1 protein-coding gene is annotated in these 404 nt (G+C 51.5%); it reads right to left on the bottom strand.

Translation table 11 applies throughout. From position 1 onward, the window contains the following. On the bottom strand, positions 1-400 hold a 400-nt coding region (locus AC0C6X_RS30175), incomplete at its 3' end, for an ATP-binding cassette domain-containing protein (RefSeq protein WP_472956714.1). Positions 401-404: the final 4 nt, after the last annotated feature.

Here is a 404-nt window from a genome sequence, read left to right as displayed (position 1 = left end):
GGGTGTTTTCGAGAACGGTGCGGTGGGGGAGAAGCGCAAACTTCTGGAACACCATGGCGGTCTGATGCCGACGGAACTCACGCAACTGCACGGCATCCATCTTGACCACATCCTCGTCGCCGATGATTACCTCACCGGACGTCGGATCGATAAGGCGATTAATGTGGCGGATGAGCGTGGACTTTCCCGATCCCGAAAGTCCCATGATCACCTGAATGCCGCCAGCCGGCATTGAGATGTTAATATCTCTCAAACCAAGGACATGGCCATGCTTTGTGTTCAATTCCGTCTTCGTGACACCTTGCTCGACAAGTTTGACGCAATCCGCACCATTTGGACCGAAGATTTTGTAGAGCTTTTTGATTTCGATGCCGAAGCCACCAATTTTTTTGTTACCCATGAAC

The sequence above is a fragment of the Ensifer sp. VA4 genome (genome assembly GCF_055710065.1).
This window is presented reverse-complemented; position numbering and strand designations above follow the sequence as displayed.